Annotated in this window: 11 protein-coding genes; 2 read left to right on the top strand and 9 right to left on the bottom strand. The window is 66.1% G+C overall.

Translation table 11 applies throughout. The features are described 5' to 3' along the window. Positions 1-210: 210 nt before the first annotated feature. Positions 211-882, top strand: a complete 672-nt coding sequence (locus tag ACGFZA_RS01160) for a hypothetical protein (RefSeq protein WP_393676347.1) — start codon at positions 211-213, stop codon at positions 880-882. Positions 883-922: 40 nt separating this feature from the next. Here the strand turns inward: ACGFZA_RS01160 and ACGFZA_RS01155 are convergent, their stop codons facing one another. After that, complete coding sequence (locus ACGFZA_RS01155; protein WP_385274739.1) at positions 923-1,396, bottom strand: hemerythrin domain-containing protein; 474 nt, start codon at positions 1,394-1,396, stop codon at positions 923-925. A gap of 83 nt (positions 1,397-1,479) precedes the next feature. Here ACGFZA_RS01155 and ACGFZA_RS01150 point away from each other — a divergent pair, with 83 nt between their 5' ends. Then, the gene (locus tag ACGFZA_RS01150; RefSeq protein ID WP_393676344.1) at positions 1,480-1,941 is read left to right on the top strand and encodes a GNAT family N-acetyltransferase; all 462 of its coding nucleotides are present in this window, start codon (positions 1,480-1,482) and stop codon (positions 1,939-1,941) included. 93 nt (positions 1,942-2,034) lie between these two features. Here ACGFZA_RS01150 and tuf read toward each other — a convergent pair whose 3' ends face one another. The 8 genes from tuf to rplJ form a co-directional block, all read right to left on the bottom strand. Beyond that, positions 2,035-3,228, bottom strand: coding sequence for an elongation factor Tu (tuf, locus tag ACGFZA_RS01145; protein ID WP_136328443.1), 1,194 nt, complete (start codon positions 3,226-3,228; stop codon positions 2,035-2,037). Between the two features lie 159 nt (positions 3,229-3,387). Beyond that, a complete protein-coding gene (fusA, locus tag ACGFZA_RS01140; RefSeq protein ID WP_385274746.1) occupies positions 3,388-5,517 on the bottom strand; it encodes an elongation factor G in 2,130 nt (709 codons plus the stop codon). 38 nt (positions 5,518-5,555) lie between these two features. Next, positions 5,556-6,026: a 30S ribosomal protein S7 gene (gene rpsG / locus ACGFZA_RS01135; RefSeq protein WP_014047773.1), complete on the bottom strand. Its 471-nt coding sequence runs from the start codon at positions 6,024-6,026 to the stop codon at positions 5,556-5,558. A 2-nt stretch (positions 6,027-6,028) separates the two neighbouring features. Further along, the gene (gene rpsL, locus ACGFZA_RS01130) at positions 6,029-6,400 is read right to left on the bottom strand and encodes a 30S ribosomal protein S12 (protein WP_003948652.1); all 372 of its coding nucleotides are present in this window, start codon (positions 6,398-6,400) and stop codon (positions 6,029-6,031) included. A gap of 432 nt (positions 6,401-6,832) precedes the next feature. Beyond that, positions 6,833-10,732: a DNA-directed RNA polymerase subunit beta' gene (locus ACGFZA_RS01125; RefSeq protein WP_266781646.1), complete on the bottom strand. Its 3,900-nt coding sequence runs from the start codon at positions 10,730-10,732 to the stop codon at positions 6,833-6,835. Positions 10,733-10,861: 129 nt separating this feature from the next. Next, on the bottom strand, positions 10,862-14,347 hold the full coding sequence (rpoB, locus tag ACGFZA_RS01120) for a DNA-directed RNA polymerase subunit beta (RefSeq protein WP_385274751.1): 3,486 nt from the start codon (positions 14,345-14,347) through the stop codon (positions 10,862-10,864). A gap of 597 nt (positions 14,348-14,944) precedes the next feature. Then, the gene (gene rplL, locus ACGFZA_RS01115) at positions 14,945-15,328 is read right to left on the bottom strand and encodes a 50S ribosomal protein L7/L12 (RefSeq protein ID WP_350999315.1); all 384 of its coding nucleotides are present in this window, start codon (positions 15,326-15,328) and stop codon (positions 14,945-14,947) included. Positions 15,329-15,411: 83 nt separating this feature from the next. Continuing rightward, on the bottom strand, positions 15,412-15,969 hold the full coding sequence (gene rplJ, locus ACGFZA_RS01110; protein WP_148020214.1) for a 50S ribosomal protein L10: 558 nt from the start codon (positions 15,967-15,969) through the stop codon (positions 15,412-15,414). Between the last annotated feature and the right edge of the window lie 95 nt (positions 15,970-16,064).

Raw genomic sequence — 16,064 nt, 5'->3', positions numbered from 1 at the left:
TGTCCGGTGAATCCCTGACGACGCCAACTCCGCGTTTCCCTACAGTGGTTCGGACACCGGCCACGGGGGGCAACGATGGCGCAACCGGGTACGAGACGTCCGACTGTGCCGCCACCGGGGGCACCTCCCCGCCGGACTCCCGCACCTCTCTTCCGAGTCGTCCCCCGCGCGCGGCGCGGTGTCCTGTGGTGGCTGGGCTGGCTGGTGCCGGTGGTCACCGCGCACCGCCTGTGCTCACCGACCCACCCCGAGCGGGTCAGGGACCGTGTGCTCGGCAGGGCGCAGATCTGGCGCGGTGCACTCGGCCTCGCCCTGACCGTCGCCGCCTGGCTGGCCATCGGCCTCGTGCCGATGAACGAGATCCCCGGCCGCGTCTGGCAGAGCTTCACCTACACGGCCGGCTCCATGCTGATGGTCTTCAACCTCTGCGGCATAGCCGTCGCGTGGGCGCCCAAGGGCCGGAAGTGGGCCGCGGCCAAGATGTGGCGCGGCCCGCTCCTCGCCTACGTCCTCACGTGCGCGTCCTGGATGGTCTTCTTCCGGACCAGCCTCTCCGACTGGCCGCCGAACTCACCCCTGTCCGCCGTCGGCGGCCTGTGGACGGGCTCCTTCGGCCTGTACGGCCTGCTGCTGCTCGTCCTCAACGGAGGGCGTACCGCCGACGTCAACGACAGCCTGCCGGTCCTGCTGCCCACGTTCTTCATGCTCTGCCTGACCCTGCCCACGCTCGGCGACCCGATGTACGACAAGGTCCCCATGGCGGTGCGCCTGATCCTCGGCCTCACCGGCCCGGTGACGCTGGTCTTCCTCGCCTACTGGCAACTGCGACGCCTGCGTGTGCGGCACGGTGTGCGCTTCTCCGACCTGTCGCACGGACCCTGACCGCGTGCCGGGGCACCGCCTGGGCCCGATCCCCGCCCCGCTATCGTCCGAGGCCCCCGCGTGCGTCCGGGTGCGCCCTGCGCCAAGCCTTCATCGAGCGGTCCCACTCGTCACCGGACAGCGCGGTGAGCGAGGCCGGGAAGAGGCCGTCCTCCTCCTTCGCGATGTGGTGGTACAGCTCGTCGACCGCTTCCCGCAGCCGTACGACGTCCTCGCTGCGGCCCAGATCGACCCGGCCGAGGAACGCGGCGAGTTCGCGATGCTCCCGCACCAGTGCGTCGATGTAGCCGGCGTACTCCGCGTCGCCGCTCATCACCTCGAACAACCCCTGCTCCTCCCCCTGCCAATGGGCCCGCAACTCCCGCTCCATCCGGGCCACCAGTTCCGCCGCGGAGTCCCGGTCGCCGGAGTCCAGGGCGCGCAGGGCGCCTCCCGCCAGGTCGGTGACGGACTCGTGCTCCGCGATGAACTCCTTGATCAACGGGATCTCACGGCAGCCGCAGTAGTGGCACATGCGCCCACTTTAGGCAGATATAGAGCATTTCCTGGTGCCGCCTGCCCGGCCACCGGGCACCCGCGCTCTGACAGACTCCCGCCATGCATGTACGTACCACCCACAGCTGGGCCCTGCGCCCCGCCACCCCCGACGACGTCGAGGCCATAGCCGAGATCCGGGCCGTCGTGATGCGCCCCGACCTGACCCGCCTCGGCCGCTACGACGAGCACCGGGTGCGACAGAGGTTCCGGGACAGCTACGTGCCCGAGCACACCTCGGTGATCGTCGTCGAAGGCCGCTTCGCCGGCAGCGTCACCCTCCGCCCCTTCGATGACGGCTGGTGCCTGGAGAGCTTCTTCCTCGACGAGAGGCTCCAGGGACAGGGCATCGGCTCGGCCGTCCTGAGCACACTGCTGGAACGTACGGACGCCGACGGAGCGCCGGTCCGCCTCAACGTGCTCCAGGGCAGCGCGGCCCGACGACTCTACGAGCGGTACGGATTCGCCACGGAACGCGAGGACGCGATCGACGTGTTCATGGTGCGCCACCCTCACACACTCTAGGAACGACGAAGGGCCCCGTCCCACCGCTCGCGCGGTGGGACGGGGCCCTTCTGGTGCTCTTGTGCGGAGCTACCAGATCAGACGCTCAAGGACTTACTTGAGGATCTTGGTGACCTGGCCGGCGCCCACGGTCCGGCCACCCTCACGGATGGCGAACTTCAGGCCCTCTTCCATGGCGACCGGCTGGATCAGCGCGACGTCCATGAGGGTGTTGTCACCCGGCATGACCATCTCGGTGCCCTCGGGAAGGGTCACAACGCCCGTCACGTCCGTGGTACGGAAGTAGAACTGCGGGCGGTAGTTGTTGAAGAAGGGGGTGTGACGGCCACCCTCGTCCTTCGACAGGATGTAGGCCTGGGCCTGGAAGTCGGTGTGCGGCGTGACCGAACCCGGCTTGATGATGACCTGGCCGCGCTCGACGTCCTCGCGCTTGATGCCACGGAGGAGCAGACCGACGTTCTCACCGGCCTGGCCCTCGTCGAGCAGCTTGCGGAACATCTCGATGCCGGTGACCGTGGTGGTGGTCTTCTCGGTCTTGATACCGACGATGTCGACGGTCTCGTTGACCTTGAGGACACCACGCTCGATACGACCGGTGACGACGGTGCCACGACCGGTGATCGTGAAGACGTCCTCGATCGGCATCAGGAACGGCTTCTCGACGTCACGCTCGGGCTGCGGGATGGACTCGTCGACGGCCTTCATCAGGTCGAGAACGGTCTGGCCCCACTCGGCGTCGCCCTCAAGAGCCTTGAGCGCCGAGACCTTGACGACCGGAAGGTCGTCGCCCGGGAACTCGTACTCGGAGAGGAGCTCACGAACCTCGAGCTCGACGAGCTCCAGGATCTCCTCGTCGTCCACCATGTCGGCCTTGTTCAGCGCGACGACGATGTACGGAACGCCGACCTGGCGGGCCAGGAGCACGTGCTCCTTGGTCTGCGGCATCGGGCCGTCGGTGGCGGCGACAACGAGGATGGCGCCGTCCATCTGCGCCGCACCCGTGATCATGTTCTTGATGTAGTCGGCGTGACCCGGGCAGTCGACGTGCGCGTAGTGACGCGACTCCGTCTGGTACTCGACGTGCGCGATGGAGATGGTGATACCGCGCTGGCGCTCTTCGGGAGCCTTGTCGATCTGGTCGAAGGCCGAGGCCTCGTTCAGGTCCGGGTACGCGTCGTGCAGCACCTTGGTAATGGCGGCCGTGAGGGTCGTCTTACCGTGGTCAATGTGACCGATGGTGCCGATGTTGACGTGCGGCTTAGTCCGCTCGAACTTTGCCTTCGCCACTGGGTCCTCCTGCGGAGTGGTTCTGTACGCCTTGCTTCATCGGCGCCAGGTGATCTTTGCTGGGATGCCGGGGCCGGGGGCATTCGACGCATTGCTTGCGCGCCGCGTCAAATGCCCCACCAGGCTCCGGTGATAAGCCTAAAGCGTCAACTCGGGGAGTTACTCGCCCTTGGCCTTCGCGATGATCTCCTCGGCGACGTTCCGCGGAACCTCGGCGTAGGAGTCGAACTGCATCGAGTAGCTTGCGCGACCCGAGGTCTTGCTGCGGAGGTCTCCGACGTAGCCGAACATCTCCGAGAGGGGCACGAGGCCCTTCACGACGCGAGCGCCGCTGCGCTCCTCCATGGCCTGGATCTGGCCACGGCGGGAGTTGAGGTCGCCGATGACATCGCCCATGTAGTCCTCGGGCGTGGTGACCTCGACGGCCATCATCGGCTCCAGGAGCACGGGGGACGCCTTGCGGGCACCCTCCTTGAACGCCTGCGAACCGGCGATCTTGAAGGCCAGCTCCGAGGAGTCGACCTCGTGGTAACCACCGTCGAGAAGGGTGACGCGGACGCCGACCATCTCGTAACCGGCCAGGATGCCGAACTGCATGGCTTCCTGAGCACCCGCGTCCACCGAAGGAATGTACTCACGGGGGATGCGGCCACCGGTGACCTTGTTGACGAACTCGTAGGACGCGTCGCCACCCTCGATGGGCTCGATGGCGATCTGCACCTTCGCGAACTGGCCGGTACCACCAGTCTGCTTCTTGTGCGTGAAGTCGATGCGCTCGACGGCCTTGCGGATCGTCTCGCGGTACGCGACCTGCGGCTTGCCGACGTTCGCCTCGACGCGGAACTCGCGCTTCATGCGGTCGACGAGCACCTCGAGGTGAAGCTCACCCATACCACCGATGATGGTCTGGCCGGTCTCCTCGTCGGAGTGCACCTGGAAGGACGGGTCCTCCTCGGAGAGGCGCTGGATGGCGACACCCAGCTTCTCCTGGTCACCCTTGGACTTGGGCTCGATGGCGACCTGAATGACCGGCGCCGGGAAGTCCATGGACTCCAGGATGACCGGGTTCTTGTCGTCACACAGCGTCTCACCGGTGGTGGTCTGCTTCAGGCCCATGACGGCGATGATGTCACCGGCGCCCACCGACGCGATCTCCTCACGCTTGTTCGCGTGCATGCGGTAGATCTTGCCGATGCGCTCCTTCTTGCCCTTGACCGAGTTCAGCACCGCGGTGCCGGCCTCGAGGCGACCGGAGTAGATCCGGACGAAGGTGAGCTTGCCCAGGTGCGGGTCGCTCGCGATCTTGAACGCCAGGCCGGAGAACGGCTCGTCGTCCGAAGGCTTGCGCGAGATGACCTTCTCCGGGTCCTTGACGTCGTGGCCCTCGATGGCCTCGACGTCCAGGGGGGAAGGCAGGTAGCGGACGACCGCGTCGAGCAGGGGCTGAACGCCCTTGTTCTTGAACGCCGTGCCACAGAACACCGGGGTGACCGTGACGGAGTCCGCGGTGCCCTTCGACGCGAGGGTGATCCGGCGGATCGCCTCGTGCAGCTGCTCCTGGGTGGGCTCCTCGCCCTCCAGGTACAGCTCCATCATGGCGTCGTCGTTCTCCGAGACGGCCTCAAGGAGCTTGCCGCGCCATTCCTCGGCGGCCTCCTTCAGGTTGTCCGGGATCTCGACGACGTTGTACATCTCGCCCTTGGCGGCCTCTTCGGGGTACACGAAGGCCTTCATCGACACGAGGTCGACGACGCCCGTGAAGTCCGCCTCGGCGCCGATGGGGAGCTGCATGACGATCGGAACGGCGCCGAGGCGCGCGACGATCATGTCGACACAACGGAAGAAGTCGGCACCGGTGCGGTCGAGCTTGTTGACGAAGCAGATACGCGGCACGCCGTAGCGGTCCGCCTGACGCCACACGGTCTCGGACTGCGGCTCGACGCCGGCAACACCGTCGAACACGGTGACGGCACCGTCGAGGACGCGGAGCGAACGCTCCACCTCGACGGTGAAGTCGACGTGACCCGGGGTGTCGATGATGTTGATGGTGTGGTCAACATCATTGAGCGGCCAGTGACAGGTCGTCGCGGCGGACGTGATCGTGATGCCGCGCTCCTGCTCCTGCTCCATCCAGTCCATCGTGGCAGCGCCGTCGTGGACTTCACCGATCTTGTACGAAACGCCGGTGTAGAAGAGGATCCGCTCAGTGGTGGTCGTCTTGCCCGCGTCGATGTGGGCCATGATCCCAATGTTGCGGACCTTGGCCAGGTCAAGCGAAGTGGTGGCCATAAGGCTCAATCTTCTCTCGGTCTCGATGGGGTAAGCGACTACCAGCGGTAGTGCGCGAAGGCCTTGTTCGACTCGGCCATCTTGTGGGTGTCCTCGCGCTTCTTGACGGCAGCGCCAAGACCGTTGGAGGCGTCGAGCAGCTCGTTCATGAGCCGCTCGGTCATCGTCTTCTCGCGACGGGCACGGGAGTAACCGACGACCCAGCGCAGCGCCAGGGTGGCGGCACGACCGGGCTTGACCTCGATCGGCACCTGGTAGGTGGCGCCACCGACACGGCGGGACTTGACCTCGAGCGAGGGCTTGACGTTCTCAAGCGCGCGCTTCAGCGTGATGACCGGGTCAGCGCCGGTCTTCTCGCGGAGGCCTTCCATGGCGCCGTACACGATCCGCTCGGCGGTGGAGCGCTTGCCGTTGAGCAGGATCTTGTTGATCAGCGACGTGACAAGAGGAGAACCATAGACCGGGTCAATGATGACCGGGCGCTTCGGGGCGGGGCCCTTACGAGGCATTCTTACTTCTCCTTCTTGGCGCCGTAGCGGCTGCGGGCCTGCTTGCGGTTCTTGACACCCTGGGTGTCAAGGGAGCCGCGGATGATCTTGTAACGAACACCCGGCAGGTCCTTCACACGGCCACCACGCACGAGCACGATGGAGTGCTCCTGCAGGTTGTGTCCCTCACCCGGGATGTAGGCCGTGACCTCGATGCCGGAGGTCAGACGCACACGTGCGACCTTCCGGAGCGCGGAGTTCGGCTTCTTCGGGGTGGTCGTGAACACACGCGTGCAGACGCCGCGGCGCTGGGGCGAACCCTCGAGCGCGGGCGTCTTGTTCTTCTCGACCTTGTCCTGCCGGCCCTTCCGGACCAGCTGCTGAATCGTAGGCACTACTTCTCCGGTTTCTGTGTGCCGTCGGTGAAACTAACCTGGAACACCCACCGACCCACGCGGTCGGGTGTGTCGAATACTGCGGGCCACTCCCCTGGAGCAGTGGAAGCACAGATTGCGGTGGCCAAAGACGGACTCGCCGTGCGGTTGAGGACACGCACACGAGCCCAGGCACACCCCAGGCACAAGGTCTGAGCGTACCTACCTCATCGACTCCGGTCAAAACAAATGCTGTCCGCCCCGACACGCCCGGCCGGCCGTCCGGCTTGCCCTGACCCGTACGGCGTGCCACAGGGCCCCTCACGGGCCTCTCAGCGCCCTCCCGGGCTGTAACCACCGTACGCCGCATCCCGCCGGAGTGACGCATCGCACGCCGAAGGGCGGCCACCCCGTAACGGGATGACCGCCCTCCGGTCGTATCAAGCGACTCGCTTACTGGTTGTACGGACCGTAGTCGTAGTCCTCCAGCGGAACGGCCTGGCCGGAGCCCGTGCCGAACGGCGAGTAGTCGATGTCGTCGTAGCCGACGGCCGAGTACATCGCGGCCTTGGCCTCCTCGGTCGGCTCGACCCGGATGTTGCGGTAGCGGGACAGACCCGTACCGGCCGGGATGAGCTTACCGATGATGACGTTCTCCTTGAGGCCGATCAGGGAGTCGGACTTGGCGTTGATCGCCGCGTCCGTCAGGACCCTGGTCGTCTCCTGGAAGGAAGCCGCGGACAGCCACGACTCCGTCGCCAGCGAGGCCTTGGTGATACCCATCAGCTGCGGTCGGCCGGAGGCGGGGTGACCGCTCTCCTGGACCACACGACGGTTCTCGGTCTCGAACTTCGAACGCTCGACGAGCTCGCCCGGCAGCAGTTCCGCGTCGCCGGACTCGATGATCGTCACGCGGCGGAGCATCTGCCGGATGATGATCTCGATGTGCTTGTCGTGGATCGACACGCCCTGCGAGTTGTAGACCTTCTGGACTTCGCCGACCAGGTGGACCTGGACCGCGCGCTGACCGAGGATCCGCAGCACGTCGTGCGGGTTGGTGGCACCCACGGTGAGCTTCTGGCCCACCTCGACGTGGTCGCCCTCGCCCACCAGCAGACGGGCGCGCTTGGAGATCGGGAAGGGAATCTCGTCGCTGCCGTCGTCCGGCGTGACCACGAGCTTCTTGGTCTTCTCGGTCTCCTCGATCCGGACCCGGCCCGCGGACTCCGAGATCGGGGCGACACCCTTCGGCGTACGGGCTTCGAAGAGCTCGACGACTCGGGGCAGACCCTGGGTGATGTCGTCACCGGCCACACCACCGGTGTGGAAGGTACGCATCGTCAGCTGGGTACCGGGCTCACCGATGGACTGGGCGGCGATGATGCCGACCGCCTCACCGATGTCGACCAGCTTGCCGGTGGCGAGCGAGCGTCCGTAGCAGAAGGCACAGGTGCCGACCGCGGACTCACAGGTCAGGACCGAGCGGGTCTTGACCTCCTCGACGCCGGCGCCCACCAGGGCGTCGATCAGGACGTCACCGAGGTCGACGTTGGCAGGCGCGATGACCTTGCCGTCGACGACGACGTCCTCGGCGAGCATGCGGGCGTACACCGAGGTCTCGACGTCGTCCGTCTTGCGGAGCACGCCGTCGGCACCCTTGACCGCGATCTTCAGCTTGAGGCCGCGGTCGGTGCCGCAGTCCTCCTCGCGAATGATCACGTCCTGCGAGACGTCCACCAGACGACGGGTCAGGTAACCCGAGTCGGCGGTACGCAGGGCGGTGTCCGCCAGACCCTTACGGGCACCGTGCGTGGAGATGAAGTACTCCAGAACGGTGAGGCCCTCACGGAAGGACGCCTTGATGGGACGGGGAATCGTCTCGTTCTTGGCGTTGGACACCAGACCACGCATACCGGCGATCTGACGCATCTGCATCATGTTTCCTCGGGCACCCGAGTCAACCATCATGAAGATGGGGTTCGTCTTGGGGAAGTTCGCGTTCATCGCCTCGGCAACCTCGTTGGTCGCCTTGGTCCAGATCGCGATGAGCTCCTGCGTGCGCTCGTCCTTGGTGATCAGACCGCGCTCGTACTGCTTCTGGACCTTCTCGTCCTGGTCCTCGTAGCCCTTGACGATGGCCTTCTTGGCCTCGGGGACGACGATGTCCGCGACGGAGACGGTGACTCCGGAACGGGTGGCCCAGTGGAAGCCCGCCGCCTTCAGGTTGTCGAGCGTCGCCGCCACGATGACCTTGGGGTAGCGCTCGGCGAGGTCGTTGACGATCTCGGAGAGCTGCTTCTTGCCGACCGAGTAGTCGACGAACGGGTAGTCCTCGGGCAGCAGCTCGTTGAAGAGCGCGCGGCCCAGGCTGGTGCGCAGGCGGAAGGTGTCACCCGGCTGGTACTCGGGCTCGCCCTCCTCGGCGACCGGCGGCACCCAGCCACGCGGCGGGATGGTGCCCACCGGGAAGCGGATGTCGACGGACGACTGGAGCGCCAGCTCGCCGGCGTCGAACGCCATGATCGCCTCGGCCGTGGAGCCGAACGCGCGGCCCTCGCCCTTGGTGTCACGGAGCTCGCCGTCGGTGGTCAGGAAGAACAGACCCAGCACCATGTCCTGCGTAGGCATGGTGACGGGACGACCGTCGGCCGGCTTCAGGATGTTGTTCGAGGACAGCATCAGGATGCGGGCCTCGGCCTGCGCCTCCGCGGAGAGCGGCAGGTGCACGGCCATCTGGTCACCGTCGAAGTCCGCGTTGAACGCGGTGCAGACGAGCGGGTGGATCTGGATGGCCTTGCCCTCGACCAGCTGCGGCTCGAAGGCCTGGATGCCGAGACGGTGCAGCGTCGGCGCACGGTTCAGGAGAACCGGGTGCTCGGCGATGACCTCTTCCAGTACGTCGTACACGACCGTGCGGCCGCGCTCGACCATGCGCTTGGCCGACTTGATGTTCTGCGCGTGGTTCAGGTCTACCAGGCGCTTCATCACGAACGGCTTGAAGAGCTCCAGCGCCATGGCCTTCGGCAGACCGCACTGGTGCAGCTTGAGCTGCGGGCCGACGACGATCACGGAACGCGCGGAGTAGTCCACACGCTTACCGAGAAGGTTCTGACGGAATCGACCCTGCTTGCCCTTCAGCATGTCGCTGAGGGACTTGAGCGGGCGGTTACCGGGACCGGTGACCGGGCGACCGCGGCGGCCGTTGTCGAACAGCGCGTCGACGGCCTCCTGCAGCATCCGCTTCTCGTTGTTCACGATGATCTCGGGGGCACCGAGGTCAAGGAGACGCTTGAGGCGGTTGTTGCGGTTGATCACACGGCGGTACAGGTCGTTCAGGTCGGAGGTCGCGAAGCGGCCACCGTCCAGCTGCACCATCGGACGCAGGTCCGGCGGGATGACCGGCACGCAGTCGAGCACCATGCCCTTGGGCTTGTTGCTGGTCTGCAGGAACGCCGAGACGACCTTGAGGCGCTTGAGCGCACGGGTCTTCTTCTGGCCCTTGCCGGTACGGATGATCTCGCGGAGGCGCTCGGCCTCCTCGTCGAGGTCGAACGACTCGAGGCGCTTCTGCAGAGCAGCGGCACCCATGCAGCCGTCGAAGTACGTGCCGAAGCGGTCACGCAGCTCGCGGTAGAGCAGCTCGTCGCCCTCGAGGTCCTGGACCTTGAGGTTCTTGAAGCGGCTCCACACCTCGTCGAGGCGGTCGATCTCGCGCTGCGCACGGTCGCGCAGCTGCTTCATCTCACGCTCGGCACCTTCGCGCACCTTGCGGCGCACGTCGGCCTTGGCGCCCTCGGCCTCCAGCTCGCCGAGGTCGGTCTCGAGCTTCTTGGCGCGGTTCTCGAGGTCCGAGTCGCGACGGTTCTCGACCTGCTGGCGCTCGACGGAGACGTGGGCCTCCAGCGACGGGAGGTCGCGCGTGCGGCGCTCCTCGTCGACGAACGTGATCATGTACGCGGCGAAGTAGATGACCTTCTCAAGGTCCTTCGGCGCGAGGTCCAGCAGGTAGCCCAGGCGCGACGGGACGCCCTTGAAGTACCAGATGTGGGTGACGGGAGCGGCAAGCTCGATGTGGCCCATGCGCTCACGGCGCACCTTGGCGCGAGTGACCTCGACGCCACAGCGCTCACAGATGATGCCCTTGAAGCGGACACGCTTGTACTTGCCGCAGTAGCACTCCCAGTCCCGGGTCGGACCGAAGATCTTCTCGCAGAAGAGTCCGTCCTTTTCGGGCTTGAGCGTGCGGTAGTTGATGGTCTCCGGCTTCTTCACTTCGCCGTGGGACCAGGTCCGGATGTCGTCCGCGGTGGCAAGGCCGATCCGCAGCTCGTCGAAGAAGTTGACGTCGAGCACTTGTCGTCAATCCCTCTTTCGGGGGTTCGAGCCCCCTCGCTTCACGCGAGAAATCGGGGCACTTCAGCAATGGTCTGAACGGGTCCGGGGAGAGCCGGCCGGATCACGGGGATCCGGCCGGCCAACCCGTCAGACCTCTTCGACGCTGCTCGGCTCGCGCCGGGACAGGTCGATTCCGAGCTCCTCCGCCGCGCGGAAGACGTCCTCGTCCGTGTCGCGCATCTCGATGGACATGCCGTCCGAGGACAGCACCTCCACGTTGAGGCAGAGCGACTGCATTTCCTTGATGAGCACCTTGAAGGACTCGGGAATGCCGGGCTCGGGGATGTTCTCGCCCTTGACGATGGCCTCGTAGACCTTCACGCGGCCGGTCACGTCGTCGGACTTGATCGTCAGCAGCTCCTGGAGGGCGTAAGCGGCGCCATAAGCTTCAAGGGCCCACACCTCCATTTCACCGAAGCGCTGTCCACCGAACTGAGCCTTACCACCCAGCGGCTGCTGGGTGATCATGGAGTACGGACCCGTCGAACGAGCGTGCAGCTTGTCGTCGACGAGGTGGTGGAGCTTGAGGATGTACATGTAGCCGACCGAGACCGGCTCCGGGAACGGCTCGCCGGAGCGGCCGTCGAACAGGTTGGCCTTGCCCGAGGGCTGGACCAGCCGGTCGCCGTCGCGGTTCGGGATCGTGGCCTGGAAGAGGCCGGTGATCTCGTCCTCGCGGGCGCCGTCGAAGACGGGCGTGGCGACGTTGGTACCGGGGGCGACCTGGTCGGCGCCGATGAGCTGCAGGCGCTTGGCCCACTCGTCACCGAGGCCGGAGACGTCCCAGCCGCGGCTGGCGAGCCAGCCGAGGTGGATCTCCAGGACCTGTCCCGGGTTCATTCGGGACGGGACACCCAGCGGGTTGAGGATGATGTCGACCGGGGTGCCGTCCTCCAGGAACGGCATGTCCTCGATCGGGAGGATCTTCGAGATGACGCCCTTGTTGCCGTGACGGCCGGCGAGCTTGTCACCATCGGTGATCTTGCGCTTCTGCGCGACGTAGACGCGGACCAGCTGGTTCACGCCCGGCGGCAGCTCGTCGCCCTCTTCGCGGTCGAAGACGCGGACGCCGATGATCTTGCCGATCTCGCCGTGCGGCACCTTCAGCGAGGTGTCGCGCACCTCGCGCGCCTTCTCACCGAAGATCGCGCGGAGCAGGCGCTCCTCGGGGGTCAGCTCGGTCTCGCCCTTGGGCGTGACCTTGCCGACGAGGATGTCACCGGCCGTGACCTCGGCACCGATACGGATGATGCCGCGCTCGTCGAGGTCCGCGAGGACCTCTTCGGAGACGTTCGGGATGTCCCGGGTGATCTCCTCCGGGCCGAGCTTGGTGTCACGGGCGTCGACCTCGTGCTCCTCGATGTGGATCGAGGAGAGGACGTCGTCCTGCACGAGGCGCTGCGACAGGATGATCGCGTCCTCGTAGTTGTGACCCTCCCACGGCATGAACGCCACGAGCAGGTTCTTACCGAGGGCCATCTCACCGTTCTCGGTGGCCGGACCGTCGGCGAGTACCTGTTCGGCGACGACCCGGTCGCCCTCGGAGACGACGACCTTCTGGTTGACCGAGGTGCCCTGGTTGGAGCGCATGAACTTCGCGATGCGGTACGTGGTGTACGTACCGTCATCGTTCGTCACGGTGATGTAGTCCGCGGAGACCTCCTGGACCACACCGTCCTTCTCGGCCTTCAGTACGTCACCGGCGTCGGTGGCGCAGCGGTACTCCATGCCGGTGCCGACGAGCGGGGCCTCCGACTTGATGAGCGGCACCGCCTGACGCATCATGTTCGCGCCCATGAGGGCACGGTTGGCGTCGTCGTGCTCCAGGAACGGGATCATCGCGGTGGCGACGGACACCATCTGGCGCGGCGAGACGTCCATGTAGTCGACTTCGGTGCCGGGCACGTAGTCGACCTCTCCGCCACGACGGCGGACCAGGACGCGGGGCTCGGTGAAGCGGAGCTCGTCGGAGAGCGTCGCGTTCGCCTGGGCGATGACGTAACGGTCTTCCTCGTCGGCCGTGACGTAGTCGACCTCGTCGGTGACTTGGCCGTCGACGACCTTGCGGTACGGCGTCTCGATGAAGCCGAACGCGTTGACGCGGCCGTACGAGGCGAGCGAGCCGATCAGACCGATGTTCGGGCCTTCAGGGGTCTCGATCGGGCACATGCGTCCGTAGTGGGACGGGTGCACGTCACGGACCTCGAAGCCGGCCCGCTCACGGGACAGACCACCCGGGCCAAGTGCCGACAGACGGCGCTTGTGGGTGAGACCCGACAGCGGGTTGTTCTGGTCCATGAACTGCGACAGCTGGCTGGTGCCGAAGAACTCCTTGATGGAGGCGACGACCGGCCGGATGTTGATCAGGGTCTGCGGCGTGATGGCCTCGACGTCCTGAGTCGTCATGCGCTCACGCACGACGCGCTCCATCCGCGCCAGGCCCGTACGGACCTGGTTCTGGATGAGCTCGCCGACGTTGCGCAGACGACGGTTGCCGAAGTGGTCGATGTCGTCGGTCTCGACGACGATCTCCCGGCCCGACTCGCCGGTCGTCTCGGTCTCACCGGCGTGCAGCTTGACCAGGTACTTGATGGTCGCGATGACGTCGTCGGTGGTGAGCACGCCGGCGTCCAGCGGCTCATCGGCGCCGAGCTTCTTGTTCACCTTGTAGCGGCCGACCTTCGCGAGGTCGTAGCGCTTCGGGTTGAAGTAGAGGTTCTCGAGCAGCGTCTGAGCGGCTTCGCGGGTCGGCGGCTCGCCCGGGCGGAGCTTGCGGTAGATGTCGAGCAGTGCGTCGTCCTGGCCCTGGGTGTGGTCCTTCTCCAGGGTGGCGCGCATGGACTCGTACTCGCCGAACTCCTCGAGGATCTGCTCGGTGCTCCAGCCGAGAGCCTTCAGGAGGACGGTGACGGACTGCTTGCGCTTGCGGTCGATGCGGACACCGACCATGTCGCGCTTGTCGATCTCCATCTCCAGCCAGGCACCCCGGGACGGGATGATCTTGGCGGAGAAGATGTCCTTGTCGGACGTCTTGTCGATCGACGAGTCGAAGTAGACACCCGGCGAGCGGACCAGCTGCGACACCACGACACGCTCGGTGCCGTTGATGACGAAGGTGCCCTTGTTGGTCATGAGCGGGAAATCGCCCATGAAGACCGTCTGGGACTTGATCTCGCCGGTCTCGTTGTTGGTGAACTCGGCCGTGACGAAGAGCGGGGCGGCGAACGTGAAGTCGCGCTCCTTGCACTCGTCGATCGAGTTCTTGGGGGGCTCGAAGCGGTGGTCGCGGAACGTAAGCGACATCGACCCGGAGAAGTCCTCGATCGGTGAGATCTCCTCGAAGATCTCCTCCAGGCCGGACTTGGTGGGGACGTCTTGTCCACTGTCCAGAGCAGCCTCGACGCGAGCCTTCCAGGCGGCGTTACCGAGGAGCCAGTCAAAGCTCTCGGTCTGCAGCGCGAGGAGGTTCGGAACCTCGAGGGGCTCCTTGATCTTTGCAAAAGAGATGCGCAGCGGGGCGGTGCTGGCACCGTTGTTCGTATTCGCGGTCGAGGCGTTGCGCGAGGCGGCCAAGAGGGGGTCCTTCCGAGGGCTCGGACTCACTACGCGCGTACCGGTCCCAAACTGGACAGGTGGACAGATATCCCAGGTGAGGGACGAACGGTCCACGGTGCACAAGATGGGTATGCCCCTGGTGACGGGCAGGAGGCAGCTAACAGGCAGCGCAAAGGGTCAGTGTAGCCAAGCGGCACACTGATGTCCAGTCGGGGTTCTCAGAGACCCACGTTGCTCTCAACAGCTGTTCTCAACACCTATGTCTAGCCCTGCGCGGGGTGCGCTCTTCTTTACTGCCCTCTTCGTCATCGATCCATGCCTCGGATTCGGACCGATGTGACGACGCGCCTTGAGAATTGCGCGCCTCGCGCGGTTCGTCAAGGCCCCCCCTGCCCGGACGGGCCCCGAGACCCGGGGCCGCCGCCCCTCGACGCCGCCCGCGCCCCCCACGAGAGGCGCACGGCGAAGATCACCATACTCGTCAGCGTGGGAAGAGCAAGGCACCCACCGCGGGTACGCCGAAAGGCGACCACCCATACGGGTGATCGCCTTTCGCGAAGTGACGCCCGTGCCTTGCGGCACGGGGGTCCCAGAGGAGTCAGAAGACTCGCTGGGTCACTTGACCTCGACGGAGGCGCCGGCGGCCTTGAGGGACTCGGCAGCCTTCTCGGCGGCCTCCTTGGCGACCTTCTCGACGACGGGCTTCGGGGCGCCGTCGACGAGGTCCTTGGCCTCCTTCAGGCCGAGGGAGGTCAGCTCACGCACGACCTTGATGACCTGGATCTTCTTGTCACCGGCGGCGGTGAGGATGACGTCGAACTCGTCCTGCTCGGCCTCGGCCTCGGCGGCGGGGCCACCGGCGGCGGGACCGGCAACGGCGACGGCCGCGGCGGCGGTGACGTCGAACTTCTCCTCGAAGGCCTTAACGAACTCGGAGAGCTCGATGAGGGTGAGCTCCTCGAACTGGGCGAGCAGGTCTTCCTGGCTGAGCTTCGCCATGATGGCGTCCTTCCACTATTCGGCAGGTGCCGGATGTATATGTCGGCGGGCGTACGTGGAGCCCGCTGGACCGCTGAGCGAAATTACTCGGCGGCCTCGGCGGGAGCCGGAGTACCGGCACCGCCCTGCTCTTCCCGCTTGGCACGAAGCGCTTCCGCGGTGCGGACGAACTTCGACGGCAGAGCCTGGAAGAGCTGCGCAGCCTGAGTCTGCTTGCCCTTCATGGCGCCGGCCAGCTTGGCGAGCAGAACCTCGCGGGACTCGAGGTCCGCGAGCTTCTTGATCTCATCGGCGGACAGCGCCTTACCGTCAAGGACACCGCCCTTGATGATGAGGTTGGGGTTGTCCTTGGCGAAGTCACGAAGACCCTTCGCCGACTCCACCGGGTCACCGGTGACGAAGGCAACCGCCGTCGGACCTGCGAACAGGTCGTCCAGCGTGTCGATCCCGGCCTCGTTGGCCGCGATCTTGGTCAGCGTGTTCTTCACCACGGCGTACTGGGCGTTCTCACCGAGCGAACGGCGCAGCTGCTTGAGCTGTGCCACGGTGAGGCCCCGGTACTCGGTCAGCACGGCGGCGTTCGAGCTGCGGAACTGGTCCGCGAGCTCGGCTACCGCTGCAGCCTTGTCGGGCCTTGCCATGAGCGTGGCCTCCTTCCGGGTGATGAGGACCGCTCAAAAGGGCCCGGAAAAGACGAAACGCCCCGGCGCAGGCGCCAGGGCGAAGCTCGACCGAA

This window comes from Streptomyces sp. NPDC048211 (assembly GCF_043202315.1).
Classification (GTDB): Bacteria; Actinomycetota; Actinomycetes; order Streptomycetales; family Streptomycetaceae; genus Streptomyces.
The sequence above is the reverse complement of the archived record's forward strand: the minus strand, read 5'-3'. Positions and strand labels throughout refer to the sequence as shown.

Excerpts from the sequence above, each read along its gene's own strand:
- ACGFZA_RS01150 (WP_393676344.1), top strand. The coding sequence starts at position 1,480 with ATGCATGTACGTACCACCCACAGCTGGGCCCTGCGCCCCGCCACCCCC.
- rpsG (WP_014047773.1), bottom strand. The coding sequence starts at position 6,026 with ATGCCTCGTAAGGGCCCCGCCCCGAAGCGCCCGGTCATCATTGACCCG.
- rplL (WP_350999315.1), bottom strand. The coding sequence starts at position 15,328 with ATGGCGAAGCTCAGCCAGGAAGACCTGCTCGCCCAGTTCGAGGAGCTC.
- fusA (WP_385274746.1), bottom strand. The coding sequence starts at position 5,517 with ATGGCCACCACTTCGCTTGACCTGGCCAAGGTCCGCAACATTGGGATC.
- ACGFZA_RS01155 (WP_385274739.1), bottom strand. The coding sequence starts at position 1,396 with ATGTGCCACTACTGCGGCTGCCGTGAGATCCCGTTGATCAAGGAGTTC.
- rplJ (WP_148020214.1), bottom strand. The coding sequence starts at position 15,969 with ATGGCAAGGCCCGACAAGGCTGCAGCGGTAGCCGAGCTCGCGGACCAG.